Here is a 24,459-nt window from a genome sequence, read left to right on the forward strand (position 1 = left end):
TCCTGATAAACTCCGCAGAATAACCTTCAACGTTTTATTTCAGAATGGACGCAACAATGAAAACGACATACAAACTCATGGTAGGTGGGTTACTTCTGGCATTAGCCGGGAATAGCTATGCAATTGATGGGCGAATCAACTTCTCTGGCGCAATTATTAAAACTGCATGTGTTATTAATGGGGGCAATGACGTTGACGTTCCGTTAGGGACATATTCAGCTGCTCAATTTAGGGAGATTGGCGATACCTCCCCAAATATTCCATTCACTCTTCCGCTGGCTAACTGTCCTGTAGCACAAAAAGAGGGTGACCCTCTTCCACATTTCCGCATATGGCTTGAGGCTGAAGCTGTTGATGCAACTCATCCTAACCTTGTGAAATTAGGCAATAGCTTCGGCGATACGATGGCAGATGGTGTAGGTATTCAAATTATGGATGCTAATACTAAAGCTGTTATGCTGCTGAATACATTACCGACGATCACTTACGATATAAAAACAGCAACAATGGATGTCAATTTGCTCGCAAACTATCAGTCTTTCAAAAGTCCGGATGACATCATTCCGGGCCCGGCTGATGCCAGTGTCAACGTCACCCTCGATTATCGTTAATCCGCTATGAAACTGGCAGGCTCAGTCAGTGAGCCTGCCAGATTAATTATTATGAAAAAAATGTAAGGCCTATTCATTACTGGATCGATTAATCACATGCGCAATGCAATCAAACGGCTAATTCAGTTAACTCTTCTATTTTTCCTTTCTATTCAGCTAAGTTATGGTGGTGGGATTCTTGTCGGGCGCACCCGGGTTATTTATGATGCCAATAAAAAAGAAGCTTCATTGCCCCTTAGCAACAAATCGGAAAACAAACCGTTTCTGATTCAGTCATGGATTGATAATGGAGACGGTAAAACCCGCGGCCCCTTTGTTGTCACCCCTCCGCTTTTTCGCCTGAATGCCAATGATGAAAACAACCTTCGTATTTCATATACAGGAGGGGAATTACCGCAAGATAAAGAATCCATATTTTATATTAATGTACGCGCAATTCCCTCTACCCCAAAAAATGACATTAACGAATTAAGATTAGTTATTAAGACCAGAATAAAACTTTTTTACCGCCCTGAAAAATTACAGGGGAAGCCTTATGACGCCTATAAGTTGCTGACGTTCGCACGTTCCGGCGGTCAGCTTCTAATCACTAACCCTTCACCTTATTACGTCGTGTTCAGTTACCTGACCGTTGGCAATACCGTATTAAAGGATACAGACATGATTGCCCCTGGCGGCCAACTCAACGTGACACTACCCGCGAATAACACCGGCAATACCGTTGAGTGGAGCGCAATTAATGATTACGGCGGCGATACAACTCCCGAAAAGAGAACGCTCTGATTACTTAACGTTTCACCTGACATTTTAACTGCTTCAGAAATCTCTTCAGGGACTCAGTGACAATGACAATGGATAGTTCTCCGACTGCAAAAAAACTGGGAAACTGCGCCCGCCTGCAACGTCATATCTTCACGTTATTCGTGGGCTGTACTCTCCCGCTGACGGCGTTGATTATTGATGCTGCACGGGCAGAGGATGTCTATTTTGACCCGCAACTACTCGAACATAACGGGCAACAGACTGACGACGTGGACCTCTCGATTTTTGCCAAAAGCGATAAGGCCCAGGTGGCAGGTGTTTACAACACTGTTATTTACGTAAACCTTGAGCAGGCACTCCAGCAAGAAATTCGTTATGACCAGATGCCCGATGGCTCATTGTCGCCGGAAATCACCCCCGATTTACTAAGAGCCCTGAACGTCAGGGTGGATGCATTTCCTTCACTGGTCAATCATCAACATGATGCGCCTCTGGCTCCTCTGGCACAGTACATTCCAGCAGCAGCGGCTAAATTCGATTTTAACCGGATGCGGCTTGATGTCAGTATTCCGCAAGCCGCAATGGATCAGAAAGCCAGCGGGTATGTCGATCCCAAAAGATGGGATGACGGTGTTCCCGTTTTATTTTCTAACTATGCCTTTTCAGGGGCTCAGCGAAAAAATAAAAATGGCAGCGATGATTCCAGCCAATACCTGAATATGCAAAACGGAGTAAACCTGGGGCCATGGCGCTTTCGAAATTACAGCACTTACAGCAATAGTGACGGCCAGCCAAGTTGGGATGCCATTTCCACTTATGCTCAGCGTGATATCAAAAGCCTTAAATCCCAGTTCCTGATCGGCGAAAGCTCCACGCCCGGCGATCTGTTCCCCAGCCTGCAATTCACCGGTGTTCAGCTCGCTTCCGATGACAATATGCTGCCGGACAGTCAGAGAGGTTTTGCACCCACGATCCGGGGGATTGCGAACTCTAACGCTGAAGTCACCATCCGTCAGGATGGATATATTATTTATCAAAGCTATGTCGCGCCTGGTGCATTTGAAATTAACGACCTTTATCCGTCTTCTTACAGCGGCGATTTGGAAGTCACAATTACAGAAGCCGACGGAACTGAGCGCAGATTTAATCAGCCTTTTTCAGCAGTACCGGTAATGCAACGTCCGGGACGCCTAAAATACAGCGGCACCGCAGGGCGCTATCGTTCAAATAATAATGGCGACAAAAAGCCGGACTTTGCTCAGGGCACGGCGATTTACGGAGTCTCAAATGAGATCACCACGTATGCCGGTTCGTTATTATCACCAGATTATCTTTCGGGGATGGCGGGGGTTGGATTCAGCTTACTGTCTTTAGGTTCAGTTTCTGTCGATATCACGCAGGCTCAAACTACGCTGGATAACAATCAAAACAGCAGCGGCCAGTCTTATCGTATTCAGTATTCTAAAAATATCGAGACGACGGATACAAACTTCTCCGTCGCCAGTTACCGCTATTCCACCAGTGGTTTCTACGATTTTGATGAAGCGAATCAGTCTCAGGATAACGCAACGCAAGATAGCCATAAGCGCAGCAAATATCAGGTCAGTGTTAATCAGGCGCTGTGGGAAGGCGCAAGTATGTATGCATCGGCCTACCAGCAGGACTACTGGCGTGATAGCAACAAAGAGAAAAATATTTCCCTCGGAATGAACTCTACCTTTAACGGAATCAGCTATAACCTGTCCTATTCCTACAGCCAGCTTGACGGAGAAGATAACGATCAACAGATAGCGTTGAATATTCGCGTTCCGTTAAGCCGGTGGCTGCCACAAAGCTGGGCAACTTATAATATTACGCACGATAAAGAGGGTGAAACACGCCAGCAAATCGGACTCAGCGGCACCGCTCTGGACGATCATCGTCTCAGTTACTCACTGCAGCAGAGTCATACGCAGCAGGGAGAAACCGACAGCAGCAATATTAATGCTTCCTATCGTTCATCATACGGCACGCTGAACACCGGTTATTATTACGACAACGATTCGCAGCAAATCAGTTACGGCATTGCCGGTGGCGTCGTTGCCCATGCCCATGGCGTGACGCTATCCCAACCTTTGGGCGATTCTTTTGCCCTGATTGATGCTAATGGGGCAAGTGGTGCAAGAGTACAAAATCTTCCTGGCCTCAGAACAGACTGGCGTGGCTACGCGGTCGTTCCATATCTCACGTCTTATACCGAAAATCGCATCGTTCTCGACACAACGACCCTCCCTGATGAAGTCGATGTGACTAACACATCTGAATTAGTCATTCCCAATAAAGGTGCAATGGTTGTGGCACATTTTGATGCCCACATAGGCGTGCGCGCCTTAATCAAACTGGTACGCAATGACGGCACGACGGTTCCTTTCGGTGCCGTCGCAGTCAGTGAAGATCAATCGCTGGAAAACATCGTAGATGATGGCGGCGTCCTTTATCTCTCCGGAATAAAAACGGGCGAACAGGTGGATTTACATGTGAAGTGGGGTATTGCGGCAAACCAGCAGTGCAAAGCCAGCATAAATTTGAAGTCCGTTGCGTCATCGGTGCAATCCGTCACGGCCTCATGCATTTAAGGATAAAAACATGAACCACAGAAAAAACGTTTTGTTTGCACTGATACTGGGGTTCTCAGGCCTCTATGGATTGTCCGCATTCGCCGGATCGGCAACCTGCGATCCCAGGAATGGCAGTGCGGCAACTTATGAAAATTCTATTCTGCGTGACCTGAGTAGCAATGAGAATGCACGAGGCAGCATTATCACTGAGCCAATGAACAGCAGTCAGGAGAACTACCAAATTAGCTGTAACTGTTCAGCGGCAGATGCATCAGGCGCGAATGGCGTGCTGATAATGTACAGTCTGCAAACCTCGTTGCCGCTAGGTCACACCACTGACTACTTCAAAATCAATGATCATCTTGACGTAATGACCCAAGTCGCCATCCCTAAAAATGGCAATGTTACCGTTCCTACCAGCAAAGCCGTCAGTGACGGGACACATCATTGGGATAAGGAAAACACCGGTATCTGTGCTCAACAAAGCACACAAGATAACCTGAACACCGGTTCGCAGGGCAAAGTAGACCTTTACATTACGACACCTTTTATTGGCGAACTCACTATTCCACGCATTGAAATTGCCCGGGTTTATGCCTCTTCGGCAACGGTAAACACAACGGCTCCCCCGCTGGGATCGCCAGTAGCAGTTTTATATCTCAGCGGAACAATTACGGTGCCACAAAACTGTGAGATCAATCAGGGAGAAATTATCTCCGTCAGGTTTGGCACAATTCAGGCGAGTCGTTTTACTAAGATAAATACGCCACCTGACGGTTTCCGGCCTGTAACTTTTGATATCAAATATGACTGCACAAAAAGCGGGTTACCGGTCATCCCCAACAACGATAAGTTAGAGATGATTCTGGAGGGGCAGGACGTTGAGAATCAATATTACCTGATTGCACGCCGCCGCCCTTCCGATAACAAGGCAGATATTGGGATTGTGGTGCAGGATGCCGGTGGAACCTACATGCCCTTCGCACAAGGCGTTTTACCCATGAATCAGAATGGGTTGGGTAAAGTCACCCTCACCGCATTCCCAATCAATCTGGTGGGCGGTGAACTCGATACCGGCGAATTCGAAGCGACGGCGACGCTAAAAGTCGATATCCGTTAATTAAATCAGGCAGCGTCCCCGCTGCCTGTTTTCCTTTCTTAATTCAAAATCTCAATACTGATTAACCGGCTGTCGGCGCGGCCATGATCGTCGACGGCGCGGATTCGATATTGCCCGTTGTTGATGGGCCGCCAGTCGATAGCCGATTTACTGGCGGAACTGCCGAGGTAAATATCATCGACAAACCAGTAGACCGTCTTGCTGTCCGCATCCGTCACCGCGTTAAACGAAATCCTGTCGCGTCCTTGCTGCGATTGCCGCAGGGTGTAGACCGTGTTTTTGAGCGGAGACGTAATGCGCGGCGGATTTCCGCTGACCTCCACGCCCTCATCTTTACAGTGGTTCACCGGTGGTTTGCGCTTTGGCAGCCCCGCCTGAGCGAACACATTGGCCAGATCTGACGGCCAGAACTCGAACACTTCCGTGCGGGTTTCGTTTTCTTCATAAGGCGGACACGCGACTTCACCGGTCAGCTTATCCAGCCTGACAGGGCGATAAACCGTATCGACCTTGATCGGTGATTTTCCGGGAATAAACCAGGTTTTGCCTTTTTGCTGGCACCACGGCGTCGGTAAGTCCCCACTGGCGAGACAGATGTCTACCCGTTTTAGCTGTTTCGGGAACGGATGCCGGGGTTCCTGCAAAGCGGGATAGCTGGCATTAATACTGTCGATGATATTGAAGAACAGCGGTGCAGCGGCTTCAGCGCCCACAAAGACGTTGTTGCCTTTGCTGTCGAAATTACCTTCCCAGACCACCAGAACGTACGGCCCGAAAATCCCCACGCTCCAGGCATCGCGGAACCCCCACGAGGTGCCGGTTTTCCAGTAAACCGGCAACGAGGAAGGCTGCTGAGCCAGCGTATCACCGGGGCGACGGTGCTGACGCAGCATGTCCAGCGTCATAAAGCTGGCCTCCTCACTGAGCAATCTGACCGGCGTCGCGACAGCCGGATCGCTCTTTTGCATCCGCAGCGGTTGCAGCACACCACGGTTCGCCAGCAGCGCATACAGTTTTGCCAGTTCCTGCATCGTCACTTCACCGCCGCCCAGCACCAGCGAGAGGCCGTAATGGTTTTCACTGGCCATATCCGCCACACCGGAAAGCCGCAGAAACTGATAAAACGTCGGCTGACGCAGTTGTGAGGCCACGTATACGGCCGGAATATTACGGCTGAAATTCAGGGCGTCGGTCGCCGTCACCGGCCCGAGAAAACGGCGGTCAAAGTTCTCCGGCGCATAAGCCCCAAACGCCGAAGGCACATCTTTCAGGATGGTCATCGGATGCAACACGCCCTGCTCCATTCCCAGCGCGTAAATAAAAGGCTTAAGCGCCGAGCCCGGCGAACGTTTGGCGTTCGTGCCGTTCACCTGCCCCTGAATTTCACGGTTATAATAATCCGCCGATCCCACCAGTGCCCGCACGCCCATGTCGCGGGTATCCACCAGCAGGGCGGCGGCATTATGGATCCCGCGGCTTTCATTGCGCGTGATAAAGGCGTTGACCTGCCGCTCGATCAACCGCTGTAAACCGGCGTCCAGCGTGGTGTCCACGCGGTTATCGGTCTGAACCATCTGCTGATTTTGCTGGCGAAGCTGCTCGATAAAGTGCGGGGCGATGTACGGCATCTGCTCCGGCTGACGCAGCGCCAGCGGCAGTTTGAACAATGAAATCTGGCTGCTGTCGGTCGCGTAATGCGCCTGCCAGCGGCCAAACAGCCGGTTACGCGCCTGCGTCAGTGCCGTGCCCAGCACGCCGGTTTTGGCGTCGATGCGGTAACTGGGAGATTGCGGCAAAACGGCCAGCGTCAGCGCTTCCGGCAATGTCAGGTCTTTCGGGGCTTTGTCGAAATAAATCAGGCTGGCCGCGCCGATGCTTTCAATGTTGCGGCCATAGGGCGCGTAGTTCAGATAGGCTTCGAGGATATCGTGCTTGGAGTAACTCAGTTCCAGCTGGATCGCGCGTAAAACCTGCATGATTTTGCCCGACGGCGTTCGGGTATTGAGATGCCAGTGCATCCGCGCCAGCTGCATGGTGATGGTCGAACCGCCCTGCATTTTTCCGCCCGCCACATAACTGCGCCAGAAACCCCGCATCAGGCTGAACGGATTGAAACCCGGATTGACGTAAAACCAGCGATCTTCGTGCAGCAACAGGCCTTTTACCGCCAGCGGCGAAACCTGTTCCAGCGGCGTCCAGACGCGATAACGATCGTCATTCGCCAGCGTGATGCGCATCAGCGTACCCTGCCGGTCATAATAGACGGATGAAAAAGGTTGCCCCTGAGAAAGCGGCGGATGCGGCCAGAGGCGGCACGCAAGAAGCAGCAGCGCCAGTAAAAAAACCGCCATGGCGATATTTTGCAGAAGGCGTTTGGCTGTTTTGAAAAAAGGAGGAGTGGTGTTCATCTTGCTACTCAGCGTCAGTTACGCCCCGCCAAAACAGCCGGGGCGTAGTCTGCGGTCTATTATTTTTTAGCAACAGCCGGTTCATCTGCCGGGACGACCACCAGTTTTTGATCACTGACGGACAGCGCCTGAACTTCGCGGTCATACATCGCTTCGCCATACGCCGGTGGGATGATGAAACTGCCGGTGTTGGTGGCTTTGATCTGATACACAAACTCCTGCACATCGGTGCTGGCGCTGCCGTAAATGACCACGCGGTCTTCGCGAATGTCGCTGTAATCCGGTGCCCACGTCGAGCCAGAGGCTGCCAGCGGTGACTGCCAGGATGCAGAAGCTTCTGCATCGCTGCTCTCATCGCTGCTGTCAGATTCCGGTTCCGGTGCCGATTGCTGTACCACTTCAAATCCACCCGGCAGCAAATCGACAATCGCCAGATTATCCTGCCCTTCTTTCGAATTGGCGCGGATTTTCAGGTGTACGTTGATTTTCTGTCCCAGTGTAATTTGTGTGACCGGTTTACCCTGTTCATCGGTGTAATCACGGGTAATTTCCAGCCCGCGCGAAATGGCTTTCTTCGGCGCGGCGAGGTCAAAACCGGCCTGCGTCACCACGTACCACGCCGGTGCGTCGTTACCATTTTCCACGCGTAATGCTTTCGCATCGGCGGTGAAATTGGCTTTCGCAAACAGCCCCTGAACGCTGGAAATCAACTGAGGTTCAACATTTTTGGTTTTGCTGATCTGCGTGATTTTCAGCGCGTCCGGTGCCGTAGCCTGCGCCGCAACTTCGGCCGAATAACTCTCCAGCGCCAGAATGCTCATCGCCGAAGAATAGGTCGTATAACGCTCCTCTTTCAGCGCTTTAACCATATTTTCCAGTACCTGCGGCGGAATGGCGGAGACTTTTTCCGGGAAGTGGCGCGTGATGAGATACAAACGCGTCGCGTCCTGAACCAGCGGATCAAAGTAACTCTGCGTCCACCAGGCTTTGTCATACGCCTTACTCAGCTGCTTCCACGTAGGCTGCAACAAGGTATTGGCTTCATCATCCATTTTCAGCATGCGATAGGACGAGGCCAGATATAGCGCGCTGAGATCGGTTTTCCAGGTGTCCGGATAGCGTTGTTGCAACGTGTCCTGCACCGACGCCAGCGAACTTGTGGTGATTTCACCCTGACGCGTCAGCAGATAAACTGCCCAGGCACGCAGACGCAGCGAGTACAAATCATCACTCTGACTGGCCGCCAGCTCGCGCAGTGCCGCATTGGCTTCATCGAGCATACCGGCCGGTAATGCAACGCCCGCAACTTTGGCTTCCAGCAGATATTGCACCACGTAAGGTGTGACGAACGGATCAGTTTGCGGCGACGAACGCCACAGGCCAATCGCGCCGCTGTCGTTCTGACGTGAACGCAGGATCGCCAGCATGTCTTTCAGTTTTTTGCTTGTATCCGCCTGACTCAGCGAACCTTTCATTTCCGGATGCTGACCTTCGAGGATCATCGGAATCGAACGGCTGACAATCTGCTCAGAACAGTAATACGGATAATCCGCCAGATACTGTGAAAGCCCGTTGGTCAGCACCAGCGGAGAGTTGGAAACCGCAGCTTTGCGCACCGCATAGGCATCAAACATCTGACGCAGGTTATCGACGTTCTGGCTGCTGCCGCTCATACGCCCCATCACTGACTGCGTGCGGAACGGCATGGCCGGGCGAACCGATGTGCTGATGGTGCGGCGACTGGTTTTATCGGCATACGTTGCTTCAAAGACCAGCGGCGCATCGCCCGGCACGGCTTTAGCGCGCAGACGGAAATTAATCACGCCTTCACGTTTTTCAGCCAGAGACAGGTTCTGATCCGCTTTACCGACCACTTCCAGCTGCGGCGGCACCGCCAGATGCACGGAGATGGCCACGCTCTTGCCGTTCAGCCCTTCGAGGTTATTGCTCACGCCGACGCTGACATCAAACTCATCGCCCGGCGCGACCATTGCGGGCACGTTTGGCGTCATGATGAAGTTATCGCGCACTGTCGCCGAGGTTTGCGCTTTGCCGATTTTGTCCGGTGTGACGGAAATCGCCATCACGCGGATTTTACCGTTGAAGTAATCCGGCACCTGATAATCAAACTGCTTCTCGCCGTTCACTTCGGTAATACCCGACCAGTACGCCACGGGTTTGTCGCGCTTGCGTTTGAACGGATTGACGTTCAGATCCAGCCCTTCACCGCCGTCACCGCCCGGCGCTGCCGCCAGCTGCATCAGCTTGCTGAACTCCGGCAGGATCAGGTCGAGGATTTGCGAGCTTTCCACGCCCAGCTCACGTTTGCGGAAGAAATACTCCAGCGGATCTTTCAGGCGATAACGCGCCACCTGCAAAATACCTTCGTCCACGGCAAACAATGCTACCTGCTGCGGGCCATCAGTCATGACGGTCATCGCCAGGTTTTCGCCCGGCTTAATAACTTCCGGCGCATCCACTTCCAGATAGTTCTGGCGCGCTTTGGTGCTGATCTTAAACGGCATCACGCCGTAACTCAGCGGGCTCATAAAGATTTCATTGGAATTCACATCACGCACAAATTGCACGTTGATGTAGCCGTTCCCTTCCATGCCCGCAGGCACGCGGATTTTCTGCACGGAACTGGTGGTATCCGTGTGGAACCACTGCCAGCTGTAAACTTTATCTTTCTCGATGGTGATCAGCCCGCTGCCGGTATAAGGCGCGTTGATGGAAACCTCGATTTCCTCACCCGGCTGATATTCCGCCTGATTGAGTTTCAGCTTCAGTTCGGCGTTGCGATCCAGCGAACGGCTGAGGTTGGCGTTGCCCGCGACGGTATACGCAATACGGTTAAGCACTTTGCCCTGCGCGTCTTCTACCACCAGCACGAAATCCCCCGGTTTGTCGGTTGCCAGCGTCAGGTCGTTGCCCTGCGCGGTGAGCGAAAGCGGTTGTTCCGAAAGCTGCACTTCCTTCATTTTCGACTGATATTTATAAACGCCGGAATCCTGCTTAGTCAGAACCGAAATGTATTTCTGTTCAATCAGCGCCACTTTCAGCGCAGGCAGGGCAATTTGTTTCAGGGTCGGATCAACGGCAATCACATTCAGATGACGAACCGCGCCGCGGTTGATGTACCCCAAATCGCCGTCCGGTTTCACACCAATCAGATAATCGTACGGCGAAACCAGAACCCGCGCGGTCGCAGAGACTGAACGCCCGCCACCGGCCACAAAGGCTTCTGAAAGCAGTTGCAGCTGATACGTCGCATCGGCATAAGATTTCAGATCCAGCGGAATATTCGCCGTGCCTTTTTCGTCCGTCGTGCGGTCTTCCAGATTGGTTTCAAACCCGTCGCTGTTCTGGCGATTCTCGTAAAACGCATAGTCCGGGAACGTGTCGAAACTCGGATACATCGGGCGCAGCGTCAGTTTCGACGTCACGCGGCGATCCTGCGCTGGCGTACCAAACAGGTTTTGCACGTCGATATTGGCCTGCAATTCTGTCGGTTTCACCCAGCCCTGGTTACGTTCCGGCGTCAGTTGCAGTTTCACTTTCAACTGGTCCGGCTCGAACTCTTTCACGTTGACTGAGGTGTGGCCCAGCAGCACGGAAGATTCGTTGTCTTTGCCGATCAGATACAGATAGACGTTCCATTCACCGGTCGGTGAATTGTCGTCGGTGGTATAACTCAGCTCGTTGAAACCGCTGGCACCAAGCGTCAGCGGAACTGTGCTCATCAGCTTATCGCGAGGGTCATGAATTTCAGCGCGCACGGGAACACCGGCCAGGCCCATACTCCAGTCGGCGGCGCGGGTGATCAGACCGATGTTGAAAGTGTCACCCGGACGATAAACACCACGATCGGAGAACAGATAACTGCTCAGCGTGCGCGGGTCGTTCGGGGTTTCTTCGCCATCCACGTCGAACCGCGAGAAATCGAGGCCGCGGTCATTATTGCGGTCGGCAGGCAGGAAGGATACGTCGCCCTCTTTTTCGACCAGGAACATCACTGGCTGGCGTTCGCTGGTATAAACATCCAGCGCCGGGAAACGCACATGTCCGTCAGCGCCGGTGGTTTGCGTCAGCAGCGTGACGCCGTTTTTCGCGATAACCGACACTTTGGCGTTGCTGACCGGCGTACCACTGTGAATTGACTGCACAAATACGTCGCGGGTTTTATCCTGCGAACGCTTGGCAATAATCCCCAGATCGGTGACCACCACAAAGCGGGAATCGCCGACCGGCGCTTCGTCTTCGCTCTGATCGTCATCCTGATACTGATAACCGTCGTCATCGGTCGCAGGTTTTTCTTCTTTCTTCTTCGGATCCCATTCCGACAGCGTCAGCAGGAATACGCCGCGATGCGAACTCGGATCGGTGGACAGATAACGGGAAAGATCGACGCCCTGATAATTCACTTCACCCGGCTTGTCGTTATTTACCGCCGTCTGATATTTGAAATGCTCGGTAAAATACTCGTCGTTCAGACGGTTAAATTCCGCCGACGAATATTCACGGCTTTTAAATGACACGATGTGTTGCAGCTGGCTCGGGATTACGCGTTTGATATCCAGACGCATTCCCGGCACGTTACGCGCGGCCACGCTGATTTGTTTGTCACCGTTCACCGACAGCAGCGAACCCTGCGACATAAATTGCAGAGACTTTGGATAATCCGGGACTTCAACAATGCGGTAGACTTTTTCCGGCATTTTATAGCCGCCGGAAGACGTCAGCACATTGTCGATCTCCACCAGCATGGCGCGGTGCGCCGGTGCATCGAAGCGGAAACTGAACTGCGGCTGATAGTCGCTTTCGGCTTCGTTCAGCTGAATATTCAGCGGCGTGGATTGCGCCAGCACGTTATTTTCGACGCTGTCCACATTCCAGCTGGCGTAATCGTCCGGGCCGGTTGCGGCGTCTGAATCGTTCGGATCGTGCTGCGGTAACAACCAGACTTTTACCGCGCGGCGGATATCTTTATCTTTCACCGCATCGCTGAACCCGATAATCAGCGCACGCTGACCTTTCGCGCCGTCGGCATCGACTACCTGCGCGCTGGCGTCACTCACGGCCAGGCTGTAAAGCGTTGGCACGGAAACCCAGACGTTACGCGCCTGCGTGGTTGCATTTGATGCCACCGACGCCTTCACGCCTTCGCCTATCGTCATGTGAACAGAGCCGCCGTGATCGAGCGATTTCAGCGGTTCGGAATGCACCCAGGCGTTGAGTTTTTTCTGGTCGTAGACCACGGAATAATTGAGTTTGGATTCCGTTTTGACTTTCCCTTCGCTCAGGCCCAGAGAGATTTGTTTCTCAAAACTGGCCACATCCACCGGCGCATTGAATTTGACGTTGAAAATCGCGCTGCGTTTTTGCGGATCCTGCGGGTCCTGATAATACTCGGCGGTCCCGGACTGATAATCGAACGCAGGCGCTGTGAATTCATAACGCGTGGTCGCCAGTTTGATTTGCGGCGCGAGCAGTACGTCAGGCGTAAAACCCACTTCGTATTTTGTGCCCATCGGCAGCGGATTTTTTGGCGTAAAGACCAGCGTATAACCGCTGATCCATTTCCATTCACCTTCGGTTGCCGGTTTCAGCGAAATGCCTTTTTCGACCACTTTGCCGACATCCGTCAGCGGCGCAGCTGAATTTCTAAAATTAAAAATGGCCTGCTGAGGCGCAATTTTTTGCGCGGCATAATTAATCGCTTCCGGGTTGCTGACCCGCACGCTGGTTTCCTGATACACCATCGGTGCCGGTTCGATCGGCTGCGGACGGTTTAACCACCAGTGCCAGCCGTAAACGCCCGCACCTGCCGCGCACAGCAACACCAGAATAGCCAGACTGATGGCTTTCGGGTGTTTATCGACACCGCTTTCCATGCGCGTAAATCCGCGCTTCAGCCAGCCGGACATTGCCGTCCACCAGACCGGCGCACGCCAGTCGATATTGCCGACAACAGGTTTAATGACGCGCCCGAGCAGACTTAAAATGAAAGCCATCGCGCGAAGGAGGCCTTTTATCAATGTAAAAGGCAAACGAAGTAAGAATCTGAGTAAATCCATTTGTAACTGTACCCCTAATCCCTATGACCCATAATCTGAAGTGATATTTAAGAAAAATATTTTGAAATTCAGAATATTGCGAAATGTGTTACGGAATATAAAATTCGCAAGAAGCGCGGCGAAGGATAATAACTATCCGACTAAAAAGCCATCATATAAAGCGTAGCAGCCCGACCGTTTTTTCGACCAATTTCTGCACTGTCAGCGGCGCAATTGTGTGAAACAATGGCGAAGGATATTGGAAGATAACTGTGTGGAAGGCGACAGGTAACATGAAGACCAAACTGATTACCCGCGAAGGCTATGACAAGCTCAAAACTGAGCTGGATTTTCTGTGGCGCGAGGAGCGTCCGGAAGTCACCAAAAAGGTGACCTGGGCCGCCAGTCTGGGTGACCGCAGTGAAAATGCCGATTATCAGTACAACAAGAAACGCCTGCGTGAAATCGACCGCCGCATCCGCTATCTGACCAAATGTCTGGAACAGCTGCGCATTGTCGATTATTCGCCACAACAGGACGGCAAAGTGTTCTTTGGCGCGTGGGTGGAAGTGGAAAATGACGACGGCGACATCAAGCGTTTCCGCATCGTCGGTTATGACGAAATCTTTGGCCGTAAAGACTACATTTCTATCGACTCCCCGATGGCGCGCGCGCTGCTGAAAAAGGAAGTCGGCGACAGTCTGGTGGTCACCACGCCGGTCGGCGATGCGACCTGGTACGTCAATGAAATCGACTACGGCAAATAATCAGATAACGCCCAAAACGTGAGGCACATCGTCCCGACGGCTGGCATTTTCAGCCTTCAAATCGTATAACGGTGCCCTGTATTTACGTCACTCACTAACGAAAAACTGATACCAGACCTATGAATGATCAACTGAGCCGCATTATCGCAAGTGAATTGCAGGTTCGCCCGGAGCAGGTTGCTTCCGTGGTGCGTCTGCTGGATGAAGGTAATACCGTGCCCTTTATTGCGCGGTATCGTAAGGAAGTCACCGGTGGGTTGGATGATACCCAGTTGCGTCAGTTAGACACACGTCTGGGATATCTGCGTGAGCTGGAAGACCGCCGCCAGACCATTCTCAAATCCATCGAAGATCAGGGCAAACTCAGCGACGATTTGGCAAAAGCCATTAATACCACGCTGAGCAAAACCGAACTGGAAGACCTGTATCTGCCATTCAAACCGAAGCGCCGCACGCGTGGACAAATCGCTATCGAAGCGGGGCTGGAACCGCTGGCCGATCTGCTGTGGAATGAACCGCAGAACGAGCCGGAAACCACCGCCGCTAAATTTGTTGATGCCGAAAAAGGCGTCGCCGATACCAAAGCAGCGCTCGATGGCGCCCGCTACATTCTGATGGAGCGTTTCGCTGAAGATGCGTCACTGCTGGCGAAAGTCCGTGATTACCTGTGGAAAAACGCTCATCTGACCTCCCGCATGGTCGATGGCAAAGAGCAGGAAGGCGCGAAATTTCGCGATTACTTCGATCACCACGAGCCGATTTCTCAGGTGCCTTCCCACCGTGCGCTGGCCATGTTCCGCGGCCGCAACGAAGGCGTCTTACAGCTGGCGCTGAATGCCGATCCGCAGCATGACGAACCGCCGAAAGAAAGTTACGCCGAACAAATTATTATCGACCATCTTGGCCTGCGGCTAAACAACGCGCCTGCCGACGTCTGGCGTCGCGCGGTGGTGAACTGGACGTGGCGCATCAAAGTGCTGCTGCACCTCGAAACCGAGCTGATGGGCACAGTGCGTGAACGCGCCGAAGATGAAGCGATTAACGTTTTCGCCCGCAATATGCATGATTTGCTGATGGCCGCACCGGCCGGAATGCGCGCCACCATGGGCCTCGATCCGGGTTTACGTACCGGTGTGAAAGTCGCCGTTGTGGATAACACCGGCAAACTGGTGGATATCGATACCGTTTATCCCCATACCGGTCAGGCAGCGAAAGCGGCACAACAGGTTGCTGCGCTGTGCATCAAACATAATGTCGAACTGGTGGCTATCGGTAACGGTACCGCTTCCCGCGAGACTGAGCGTTTCTTCCTCGAGCTGCAAAAACAGTTCCCGGCGGTAAAAGCGCAGAAAGTGATTGTGAGTGAAGCCGGTGCGTCGGTGTATTCCGCTTCCGAACTGGCGGCGCTGGAATTCCCGGATCTGGATGTTTCCATCCGTGGCGCAGTTTCTATCGCGCGCCGGTTGCAGGATCCGCTGGCGGAACTGGTGAAAATCGACCCGAAATCCATTGGTGTCGGCCAGTATCAGCACGACGTCAGCCAGAGCCTGCTGGCGAAAAAACTCGATACCGTGGTCGAAGACTGCGTGAACGCGGTGGGCGTGGATCTCAATACGGCGTCCGTTCCACTGCTGACCCGCGTGGCCGGTCTGACCCGCATGATGGCGCAGAATATCGTTAACTGGCGCGACGAAAACGGTCAGTTCCGCAACCGTGAACAACTGCTGAAAGTCAGCCGTCTGGGGCCAAAAGCCTTCGAACAGTGCGCGGGCTTCCTGCGTATTAACCACGGCGATAACCCGCTGGACGCTTCAACGGTTCACCCGGAAACCTATCCGGTGGTCGAAAGGATTCTGGCGGCGACGCAGCTGGCGCTGAAAGAGCTGATGGGCGATTCGAATGTGCTGCGCAGCCTGAAAGCCAGCGAATTCACTGACGAGCAGTTCGGCGTACCGACCGTTACTGACATCATCAAAGAGCTGGAAAAACCGGGGCACGATCCGCGTCCTGAGTTCAAAACCGCGACCTTTGCCGATGGCGTGGAAACCATGAATGACCTGATGCCGGGCATGATCCTTGAAGGCTCGGTCACTAACGTCACCAACTTCGGTGCGTTCGTGGATATCGGCGTTCATCAGGACGGACTGGTACACATTTCTTCACTGGCGAACAAATTCGTCGAAGATCCGCACACCGTGGTGAAAGCCGGCGATATCGTTAAAGTCAAAGTGATGGAAGTTGATTTGCAGCGCAAACGTATCGCGCTGACCATGCGTCTGGACGAACAACCGGGTGAAGCGCCTGCACGCCGTTCTGCCGCGCCAGCTTCAGAGTCACGCGACAATCAGAAACGTCATACACCCAACAAACCGGCGGGCCGCAATGCCGCGCCAGCGGGCAATAATGCGATGGCCGATGCGCTGGCCGCCGCGATGGGTAAAAAACGCTAATTTCTACCTTTTCACCTATCAAACGAAAGCCGCTGATAACCAGCGGCTTTTTTTATGTATCTTTTTTCGACACTTTTTAAACTCAATCCTAATGAATCAATCACTGAGGTAAATCAATAAAACAGATGTCCCACAGGCATAGCATAGCCTCGCGGTGGAGATACCCGTGAAGAGGTCAACCTCTTTTCTTTTGTCTCCACATGCGTACTAATTATGATAACTATTCTCGTTTGTACTTCTTTGCGTATTCAATACGCCGTCAGCCAAAGGCTGGCAATTTCGCACCAGGGACAATTTCTGAGCAATTCTTTTTGCCACAATAATCGCAGTTAAGTGAGATCAACGGGCATGGAAGCGCGGCGTAACATTTGTCACGCGGCCCCATAAATGCCTGAACGCTTCGCGAGGAACTATGCAACTTCAATCAAAACGTGCTTACAAAATCACCGGCTTTTCTCATGAAATCAGCCCGGCTTATCGTCAGAAACTGCTGTCTCTCGGTATGCTTCCGGGGTCATTCTTCAACATCATCCGCGTAGCGCCGATGGGCGATCCGGTGCAAATCGAAACCCGCCGCACCAGTCTGGTCGTGCGCAAAAAAGACCTCGACCTGCTCAAGCTTGAGATGCTGGCCTGATTTTTACTGATGAATGCTTTTTGCAAGATTGTTTAGCGCGGCCTCTGAAGGTTTTCCGCGTTTTTTCCCTTTCTCACACGTAGATCTGAACGTATGAAAGCACTGACTATTGGCCTGATTGGAAATCCAAACTCAGGTAAAACGACTCTTTTCAACCAGTTAACCGGTTCACGCCAGCGTGTCGGGAACTGGGCTGGTGTCACCGTCGAACGTAAAGAAGGCCAGTTCGCCACCGCAGATCACCAGATTACGCTGGTCGATTTGCCCGGTACCTATTCGCTGACCACCATTTCCGAACAAACCTCGCTCGATGAGCAAATTGCCTGCCATTACATTCTGAGCGGCGACGCGGATCTGATGATTAACGTCGTGGATGCCTCAAACCTTGAGCGCAATTTATACCTGACACTGCAACTTCTCGAGCTGGGTGTGCCCTGCATCGTCGCACTGAACATGCTCGACATCGCCAAAATCCAGAACATCAATATTGATATCCCGGCGCTGTCTGCACGCCTTGGCTGTCCGGTTATTGCTTTGGTTTCTACCCGCGCCAGTGGTATCAAAGAACTGAAAGCCGCCATCGACGCATTGCCGCAAGTGGCAAAGCTTGAACGCGTGAAATATCATCCGGTGCTGCAACAGGAAGTGGACGTGCTGGCCGCAGAAATGCCGCAGGACATGGCGCTGCAACAGCGTCGCTGGCTGGCTTTGCAAATCCTCGAAGGGGATATTTACAGCCAGACGCACGCAGGTAATGCACAGGGATTATTGCCGCAGGTGAAAGCCCGTCTGGCGGAGCAAAAGCTGGAAGATCCGGCGCTGCTGATTGCTGACGCGCGCTATCAGAGCATTGCGTCGCTGTGCGCGGACGTCAGTAACTCGCACCTCACCGCGCCCAACAAACTGACGCAGGTGTTGGATCGCGTGATCCTCAACCGTTTCCTCGGTGTACCCATCTTCCTGCTGGTGATGTACCTGATGTTCGTGCTGGCGATTAATATCGGCGGCGCGTTGCAACCGATTTTCGACATCGGCTCCGCAGCAATTTTCATTCAGGGGATGCAATGGGTGGGCTTCACCCTGCACTTCCCGCAGTGGCTGACCATTTTCCTTGCTCAGGGCGTCGGTGGTGGTATCAACACCGTGCTCCCGCTGGTGCCGCAAATCGGCATGATGTATCTGTTCCTTTCCTTCCTTGAAGACTCAGGTTATATGGCCCGCGCAGCGTTTGTGATGGACCGCCTGATGCAGTCGCTTGGCCTGCCGGGTAAATCTTTCGTGCCGCTGATTGTCGGTTTCGGCTGTAACGTGCCGTCCATTATGGGTGCCCGTACGCTGGATGCGCCCCGCGAACGTCTGATCACCGTCATGATGGCGCCGTTTATGTCCTGTGGCGCACGACTGGCAATTTTCGCCGTGTTCTCTGCGGCGTTCTTCGGGCAGGACGGCGCGTCCGTCGTCTTCTCACTGTATCTGCTGGGTATTGTCGTCGCCATCCTCACCGGCCTGCTGCTCAAATACACCATCATGCGCGGTGAAGCGTCGCCGTTTGTCATGGAACTGCCGGTGTATCACGTTCCCCATCTGAAAAGTCTGTTACTGCAAACCTGGCAGCGTCTGAAAGGTTTCGTGCTGCGCGCCGGTAAAGTCATTGTGATTGCGAGTATTTTTATCGGCGCACTAAACAGCTTCTCTTTCAGCGGTCAGGCGGTGGATAACATCAATGACTCCGCGCTGGCTTCGGTCAGTAAAGTGCTGACGCCGGTGCTGGCACCGATGGGCGTGCACGCCGATAACTGGCAGGCGACGGTTGGCCTGGTGACCGGCGCGATGGCGAAAGAAGTGGTCGTCGGTACGCTCAATACGCTGTACACCGCAGAACATATCCACAATGAGGAATTCGACGCAGCAAACTTCCATCTGCTCGCTGAACTCGGGGGTGCCGTGAACGAAACGTGGCAGGGCCTGAAAGACACCTTCAGCGTCAGCGTGCTTTCTAACCCGATCGAAGCCAGTAAAGGCGACGGAGAAATGGGTGTCAGTTCGATGGGCGTGATGAGCACAAAATTTGGTACCGCCATTTCGGCTTACAGCTATCTGATTTTCGTGCTGCTGTACGTGCCTTGCGTGTCGGTCATGGGCGCGATTGCCCGCGAAACCAGCCGCAGCTGGATGACGTTCTCAATCTTCTGGGGACTGAACGTGGCGTATTCCCTGGCGACCCTGTTCTATCAGGTGGCTACTTTCAGCAACCATCCGGCGTACAGTTCGGGCGTTATACTTATCGTTTTGCTGTTTAACGCTATCGTTCTTACCTGCCTGCGCAAAGCTCGCAGCCGTGTCAGCGTTCATTTGCAGCCGCGTAATGTTGCGGCCTGTTGCGAACCGGCGACCGGCAACGACTGCCACTAGGAGATACGATGACTACGCTGATTGAGGTTCGTGATTCTCTCGCACTGGCTGGCCGGGCAGATGCCCGCCAGCTTAGCCAGCTACTCAACGCGCCGCGGCCGCTGGTGCAGGCCATGCTCGAACGGTTGGTGGCGATGCGAAAAGCGGAAGCCATCGAAGCCGATGACAGCTGTCTGAGCGGCAGTTGTAAAAGCTGCGCCGACGGCAAAAAATGCCTGACGGTTTCCTATACGCTCATTAATTAAGACACGTCGTCCTCTGACACCGGGCTTTCGCCCTTACTGAATAGTCGCGCTGCGGCTATTCAGTTATCATCGGCAGGCCACAACGGCCATCAAAGCGCCGCAGGAGCCTGCATGATCGACAGTGAAATCACCTTCCGTAAACTTGAAATTTTCCTCGCTTACATGGAAAAGCAGAACATCACCCGCGCAGCCGAACAACTCGGCCTGAGCAGCGTCAGTGTGCATCGCGCCCTGCATTCTCTGGAGGAAGGTTTGCGCTGCCCGTTGTTTATCCATCGCGGACGTAATCTGTTGCCGCTGCCCGCCGCCGAAGCGTTACTGGAACATGCCACGCAGGTGATTGAGCAGATGGAACACGGCATTCAGGCCACGCAGCGCGCCGCGGGTTTTGGCGATAAACGTCTGAAAGTCGGCACGCTGTATTCGCTGACGCTGGAAACCATCCCGCGCCTGATCATGGGGCTGAAACTGCGCAGACCGGAGCTTGAACTGGAACTGGTGATGGGCTCCAATAATGATTTGCTGCAAAAGCTGGAAGACGGCCTGCTGGATGCCATTCTGATTTCGACCAGTGATTCGAGCGTGGATGCCCAGCGCTACGATCAGCTGCCGTTGTTTCAGGACGATATTTTCCTCGCCGCCCCTGCCAGCGCAGAACTGGCCTGCGAAGGCACGGCTGATTTGCGCGATTTTAAGCAGAAAAAATTCGTTTCCCTGGCCGAAGGATTCGCCACTTACCACGGCTTTCAGGAAGCCTTTCAGGTCGCCGGTTTTGAGCCGGACATTGTCACACGGGTAAACGATATTTTTTCAATGCTGAGTCTGGTACAGGCGGGTGTTGGCTACACGCTCATTCCCGGCAGAATGAAAGGTGTGTATGAAAATACGGTGAAACTCCTGCCGCTGGCTGAAGCCTATCAGATGCGTCAGACCATTTCGCTGGTCTTCCCGCACAGCCGCGAGCACGATCCTAATCTTCTCGCCCTCGCCGCTGAAAGCCGGATGTACGCGCTAGCGAGCAGAAAGCGCTGACAGACGCTTGTTGTTTTGCGCAATCAACACGACCGGCCAGTGCGTTTGATCCGGATGGGAACTCCAGATGGCAGATTCCGGAATGCTCACGCCGTCATAACGCATTTTCGAACCGTCATAAGGGTAAAATTGCCCTTTCTCTGTATCGAGTATGAAAACCAATAATCCGGCTGAATCCTGAGCAAGACGCTTCCACAGGGCGCGACCCCCGGTGTAATGATCGTTATCACTCATCAATGTAAGATGCTTTTTTACCACCAGCGTTTCATACAGCAATGTCGCTAAACGGTAATCGCGCATTCCGGAGTTAACCACCACACCTTCCACCTGAAACGCTTTGTCGTCTTCCCAAAACTGACGCACCTCGAGCATTTCATCGCTATTTTCCCTGCGGGCAAGTTCCAGAGTAGCCACCACATGGTGTCGGTTTTCCCCCCGGTTATCGGTTCTGGTTTGTGCTTCGGCAATGGCGATAAATGGAATTTTTTCATCATAGATGACCAACATATCTATGTTGTTGAAACGTATTTCATCAATGACTTCAAACCGTCTGGCCAGAGTGGCCGGACTGTACGATCTTTCAAGCACGATCATTTGCGAATCCCCGCGAATTAAAACTGGCATGATATCCCTTCGTTCAGAGTGGTTAGACATTAGCACGCTGCGCAATTATCAAACAGCGCAACGCGTTTCCCCCCCAACCTATCATGCCTTTAATCAGCGTTCGTTTTCGCGCAGCCGCGCTGCGAGACGTCCCGCAACCTGCATCCCTGACTGGCACAAAGACAGCGCCTCGCCCTGCTCCATCGCGCGTCGGGTGAGGCCAGTCAGCACTGCGCCCGGCGGCATTTCAATCGCCAGCCGCACATCGCGCTGATAAGCCGCAACCATGGCATCACGCCAGTTCACGGTACGCGCCATATTCATCGCCAGATCGTCGGCAATTTTTTCCGGCTGCCAGTACACGCGCCCGGTCGTTCCGCTGAGATAACCGCAGGTCGGGCGGGAAATATGAATCTCTTTAAACGCCTCGACCAGCTTAGCCGCCGGTTCCTCCAGCAGCGCACAATGCGACGGCACGCTGACTGCCAGCTGATGGGTTTTCTGCGCGCCGAGCCCTTTGGCGAGCTGCATAACCTGCGCCATCGCGTCGTCACGACCAGCAATCACCAGCTGGTCTTCGGCATTGATATTGGCGAGATATACCGGGGATTCGGCGCTGTTGACCTGCGCTACCAGCGCTTCAATCTGGCTTTGCTGCAAACCGGTAATGGCGGAAAGGCCAAAGCCCTGCGGATAAGCCTGCTGCATCAGTTCACCACGCAGGGCGACCAGCCGGACGGCATCCTCAAAACCGAGCGCACCGGCAATCACCGCGGCGGGGAATGCGCCAATCGACAGTCCGCTGCAAAAATCTGCCTCAATACCTTCGGCCTGACACTGCTTCGCCCAGACCACACCGGCAATCAGCAAACTCAGCTGAACCGCGCGGGTTGAACGTAAAGCCTCTGCGGTATCGAGCAGCAGAACATCTTCGGCAAGCGCATTGCTGGCCTGTTCAATGAGGGAATGCGTGAGCGAACTATCCGGCAAACGGTGCAGCATTTGCGGCACCTGCGGCCCCTGTCCGGGGAAGGTAAATAGGATCTTCATCGTGCTCCTTGCTTCTTTTGGCCGGGTTCAGTCGGCTGACAGTTGCCACGGGTCACGCACCCGTCGCGGGCCTGATGCTGTTTTCAGCATCACCTCGCCACCCCGCAGCCATTCGCTGAGGGCAAATCCACCCTGAGGTGTATTAATCTGGACATCGGCGCGGCAAGGCAGCCGCTGAAGCTGGTCGAAAAAATCAGAGAACCGGGAGGCGTCCACCGGTGTGTCGCAACGCACCAGCAAATCCAGATCGCTGTCAGCGTGCATCACCGGCAGATCACTGACCAGCGCGTAGGCACAGCTGCCGGTCACGCCCCACGGGAAAGGAAGTTTCAGGCTGCTTAACGTGATCAGCGCCTGCACCGGTTGCTGTGAAACAAACGGCGAATGCAGTAAAACGTTAACGTCGCTGACCAGCGATTCGGGCGTGACAACCCGAACCACCGCCGCCGGGTCAACCCAGGCGGCGGCGCGCTGAATACGTGCCATGCCGCGAATACCCACCGGAACAGCACCATCAGCACGCATATCACGACGCACCACCAGCGGCAGCGACGTGCGCCAGCCGGTGTTTACCCACGCGGGTAACGTGTCGTCGTTTTGCAGCGCTGAACGGTCGCTTATCCAGACAAAATCATGGGCACGCGGGTCACACATATTCACTCCTTTATGCTTAGTGAAGCGCGGCTGTCAGGGAAATAAACAGCGGCAATGTCACGATACACAACACGGAACTGATCAGCAGTGAAGCTTCTGCATCCGGAGACTGAACGCCGAAACGGTTGCCGAACACGATACCGAAGAAACCGGCAGACAGCGCAATCATCAGGATTGCGGTCACCGCCACCTGACCACTCAGGCCGAACGCCAGAACCAGACCCCAGGCGATAAACGGCTGAACCAGGTTTTTCGCGACGCAGGACAACAACACCGGACCGTTAATTTTCAGCTTACGGGCTGACAGGATAACACCGGTCAGGAACAGCGCAGACGCGGTCGCTGACAGGCCCAGCGGTTTGATTGATGCCAGGAAAATTTCCGGCATTTTAATGCCAAATGCCGCCAGAATCACACCCAGAAGCGGTGCCCAGACGATCGGTTTCTTCACTGAACGCCACATCAGAACCGGCAACAGTGCCAGAGATGAACCCTGATTTTCGCCGCTCAGACGCGCTTTTTCACGTTCCAGAATCAGCAGGCAGAACGGTGTCATCAGCACGGAACCGCAGGCAATAGAGACCGCGACGGACAGTGAAGTTGACGGCGCGTCGCCCATCACGCTGCTCAGGATAGGCAAACCGAGCGCCGCATAGTTTGGCAGTGCGACGGTCAGCGTCAGGACAGCAGCATCCTGCGGAGATTTCTTGAACACTTTGGTGCACACAAAATAAATCGCCGCATAGGTGATCCACATCGCCAGCACCAGCACCAGAATCAGCGGTGACTGTTCGACAATGCCGGACCACGGCGTTTGTACGGTCGCTGCAAACAACGCAGCGGGTAAAGCAAAATCCATCACAAATATATTCAGTAAAGAGACGTTCTGGTTATCCACCATTTTCGCTTTCCCGGCATAAAAACCGAGGATCATGATGACGAAAATAGGGGCAAGCGCGTGCAATATTACGTAAGTCATAGCGTTTTTCCTGAGGCAAATTGAATGCTCAGTCGGCGCCGGTGCGATGTTTTTTTAAGTATGACAGTCCAGTTGC

16 protein-coding genes are annotated in these 24,459 nt (G+C 53.4%); 10 read left to right on the plus strand and 6 right to left on the minus strand.

Annotated elements, in window-relative coordinates:
- Positions 1–56 precede the first annotated feature (56 nt).
- The 4 genes from M2403_RS20850 (at position 57) to M2403_RS20865 (ending at position 5,090) form a co-directional block, all read left to right on the plus strand.
- Positions 57–611: a fimbrial protein gene (locus M2403_RS20850; RefSeq protein ID WP_152327528.1), complete on the plus strand. Its 555-nt coding sequence runs from the start codon at positions 57–59 to the stop codon at positions 609–611.
- Between the two features lie 96 nt (positions 612–707).
- The gene (locus tag M2403_RS20855) at positions 708–1,394 is read left to right on the plus strand and encodes a molecular chaperone (protein ID WP_259230794.1); all 687 of its coding nucleotides are present in this window, start codon (positions 708–710) and stop codon (positions 1,392–1,394) included.
- Positions 1,395–1,456: 62 nt separating this feature from the next.
- Complete coding sequence (locus M2403_RS20860; RefSeq protein ID WP_259230796.1) at positions 1,457–3,988, plus strand: fimbria/pilus outer membrane usher protein; 2,532 nt, start codon at positions 1,457–1,459, stop codon at positions 3,986–3,988.
- A gap of 10 nt (positions 3,989–3,998) precedes the next feature.
- Positions 3,999–5,090 (plus strand): fimbrial protein, encoded by a 1,092-nt coding sequence (locus tag M2403_RS20865; protein ID WP_152327531.1) that lies wholly within the window; start codon positions 3,999–4,001, stop codon positions 5,088–5,090.
- 38 nt (positions 5,091–5,128) lie between these two features.
- On the opposite strand, the gene pbpC is transcribed toward M2403_RS20865, so the two are convergent.
- Entirely contained in the window at positions 5,129–7,498 is a 2,370-nt protein-coding gene (pbpC, locus tag M2403_RS20870) for a penicillin-binding protein 1C (RefSeq protein WP_259230798.1), read from the minus strand.
- Between the two features lie 59 nt (positions 7,499–7,557).
- Positions 7,558–13,575 carry an MG2 domain-containing protein gene (locus M2403_RS20875; RefSeq protein WP_259230799.1) on the minus strand — a complete coding sequence of 2,006 codons (6,018 nt, stop codon included), beginning with the start codon at positions 13,573–13,575 and terminating at the stop codon, positions 7,558–7,560.
- A gap of 272 nt (positions 13,576–13,847) precedes the next feature.
- Between M2403_RS20875 and greB the strand changes: the two genes are divergently transcribed.
- From greB to M2403_RS20905, 6 genes are all read left to right on the plus strand, one after another.
- On the plus strand, positions 13,848–14,321 hold the full coding sequence (gene greB, locus M2403_RS20880) for a transcription elongation factor GreB (protein WP_165060991.1): 474 nt from the start codon (positions 13,848–13,850) through the stop codon (positions 14,319–14,321).
- Positions 14,322–14,440: 119 nt separating this feature from the next.
- Positions 14,441–16,771 (plus strand): Tex family protein, encoded by a 2,331-nt coding sequence (locus M2403_RS20885; protein ID WP_152327535.1) that lies wholly within the window; start codon positions 14,441–14,443, stop codon positions 16,769–16,771.
- 412 nt (positions 16,772–17,183) lie between these two features.
- Positions 17,184–17,408, plus strand: a complete 225-nt coding sequence (feoA, locus tag M2403_RS20890) for a ferrous iron transporter A (RefSeq protein ID WP_120509610.1) — start codon at positions 17,184–17,186, stop codon at positions 17,406–17,408.
- Between the two features lie 93 nt (positions 17,409–17,501).
- Complete coding sequence (gene feoB / locus M2403_RS20895; protein WP_259230801.1) at positions 17,502–19,820, plus strand: Fe(2+) transporter permease subunit FeoB; 2,319 nt, start codon at positions 17,502–17,504, stop codon at positions 19,818–19,820.
- 8 nt (positions 19,821–19,828) lie between these two features.
- Positions 19,829–20,065 (plus strand): FeoC-like transcriptional regulator, encoded by a 237-nt coding sequence (locus M2403_RS20900; protein ID WP_152327538.1) that lies wholly within the window; start codon positions 19,829–19,831, stop codon positions 20,063–20,065.
- 111 nt (positions 20,066–20,176) lie between these two features.
- Entirely contained in the window at positions 20,177–21,097 is a 921-nt protein-coding gene (locus tag M2403_RS20905) for a LysR family transcriptional regulator (RefSeq protein ID WP_208950293.1), read from the plus strand.
- Here M2403_RS20905 and M2403_RS20910 read toward each other — a convergent pair.
- From M2403_RS20910 to M2403_RS20925, 4 genes are all read right to left on the minus strand, one after another.
- Entirely contained in the window at positions 21,077–21,721 is a 645-nt protein-coding gene (locus M2403_RS20910; RefSeq protein ID WP_152327540.1) for a hypothetical protein, read from the minus strand. The two genes, M2403_RS20905 and M2403_RS20910, sit on opposite strands and share 21 nt — an antisense overlap.
- A 93-nt stretch (positions 21,722–21,814) precedes the next feature.
- On the minus strand, positions 21,815–22,750 hold the full coding sequence (mdcH, locus tag M2403_RS20915; RefSeq protein WP_259230803.1) for a malonate decarboxylase subunit epsilon: 936 nt from the start codon (positions 22,748–22,750) through the stop codon (positions 21,815–21,817).
- Positions 22,751–22,777: 27 nt separating this feature from the next.
- A complete protein-coding gene (locus M2403_RS20920) occupies positions 22,778–23,404 on the minus strand; it encodes a malonate decarboxylase holo-ACP synthase (protein WP_208950290.1) in 627 nt (208 codons plus the stop codon).
- Positions 23,405–23,420: 16 nt separating this feature from the next.
- The gene (locus M2403_RS20925) at positions 23,421–24,383 is read right to left on the minus strand and encodes an AEC family transporter (protein WP_165060971.1); all 963 of its coding nucleotides are present in this window, start codon (positions 24,381–24,383) and stop codon (positions 23,421–23,423) included.
- Positions 24,384–24,459 lie beyond the last annotated feature (76 nt).

Source organism: Rahnella sp. BIGb0603 (assembly GCF_024808755.1).
GTDB classification, from domain to species: domain Bacteria; phylum Pseudomonadota; class Gammaproteobacteria; order Enterobacterales; family Enterobacteriaceae; genus Rahnella; species Rahnella contaminans.

Coding starts and splice junctions, on each gene's coding strand:
- M2403_RS20850 (WP_152327528.1), top strand. CDS start 57: ATGAAAACGACATACAAACTCATGGTAGGTGGGTTACTTCTGGCATTA.
- M2403_RS20855 (WP_259230794.1), top strand. CDS start 708: ATGCGCAATGCAATCAAACGGCTAATTCAGTTAACTCTTCTATTTTTC.
- M2403_RS20860 (WP_259230796.1), top strand. CDS start 1,457: ATGACAATGGATAGTTCTCCGACTGCAAAAAAACTGGGAAACTGCGCC.
- M2403_RS20865 (WP_152327531.1), top strand. CDS start 3,999: ATGAACCACAGAAAAAACGTTTTGTTTGCACTGATACTGGGGTTCTCA.
- pbpC (WP_259230798.1), bottom strand. CDS start 7,498: ATGAACACCACTCCTCCTTTTTTCAAAACAGCCAAACGCCTTCTGCAA.
- M2403_RS20875 (WP_259230799.1), bottom strand. CDS start 13,575: ATGGATTTACTCAGATTCTTACTTCGTTTGCCTTTTACATTGATAAAA.
- greB (WP_165060991.1), top strand. CDS start 13,848: ATGAAGACCAAACTGATTACCCGCGAAGGCTATGACAAGCTCAAAACT.
- M2403_RS20885 (WP_152327535.1), top strand. CDS start 14,441: ATGAATGATCAACTGAGCCGCATTATCGCAAGTGAATTGCAGGTTCGC.
- feoA (WP_120509610.1), top strand. CDS start 17,184: ATGCAACTTCAATCAAAACGTGCTTACAAAATCACCGGCTTTTCTCAT.
- feoB (WP_259230801.1), top strand. CDS start 17,502: ATGAAAGCACTGACTATTGGCCTGATTGGAAATCCAAACTCAGGTAAA.
- M2403_RS20900 (WP_152327538.1), top strand. CDS start 19,829: ATGACTACGCTGATTGAGGTTCGTGATTCTCTCGCACTGGCTGGCCGG.
- M2403_RS20905 (WP_208950293.1), top strand. CDS start 20,177: ATGATCGACAGTGAAATCACCTTCCGTAAACTTGAAATTTTCCTCGCT.
- M2403_RS20910 (WP_152327540.1), bottom strand. CDS start 21,721: ATGCCAGTTTTAATTCGCGGGGATTCGCAAATGATCGTGCTTGAAAGA.
- mdcH (WP_259230803.1), bottom strand. CDS start 22,750: ATGAAGATCCTATTTACCTTCCCCGGACAGGGGCCGCAGGTGCCGCAA.
- M2403_RS20920 (WP_208950290.1), bottom strand. CDS start 23,404: ATGTGTGACCCGCGTGCCCATGATTTTGTCTGGATAAGCGACCGTTCA.
- M2403_RS20925 (WP_165060971.1), bottom strand. CDS start 24,383: ATGACTTACGTAATATTGCACGCGCTTGCCCCTATTTTCGTCATCATG.